This window comes from Alkalihalophilus lindianensis, assembly GCF_032843265.1.
Taxonomy (GTDB): domain Bacteria; phylum Bacillota; class Bacilli; order Bacillales; family Bacillaceae_D; genus Alkalihalophilus; species Alkalihalophilus lindianensis.
Genome location: NZ_JAWJBA010000572.1, coordinates 1 through 259 on the forward strand (window position 1 = coordinate 1; position 259 = coordinate 259).

A 259-nucleotide genomic window follows, 5' to 3' on the forward strand; every position below is an offset into this window, starting at 1 on the left:
GGTTTATCTAAGCAGCCAATGATATTCATTAACGTGGATTTACCAGAACCGGATGGACCCATAATCGCTACAAATTCACCTTCATGAATCGTGAGGCTAATATCATTTAAAACGTTGATCTGTTCTTTCCCAAGCGCAAAGGACCTTGTAATGGATTCGAGCTGAATCATTTTGCTGTCACTTCCATCCCGTCCTTCACTTTTTCAGAACTATCCACAATAACACGGTCCGTCTTATGGACACCTTTTAGAATTTCGAT

The 259-nt window shown here is 40.5% G+C and carries 1 protein-coding gene; it reads right to left on the bottom strand.

From position 1 onward, the window contains the following. The coding region (locus RYX56_RS23470) for an ATP-binding cassette domain-containing protein (RefSeq protein WP_317124272.1) at positions 1-170 on the bottom strand (170 nt) is incomplete at its 3' end. Positions 171-259 lie beyond the last annotated feature (89 nt).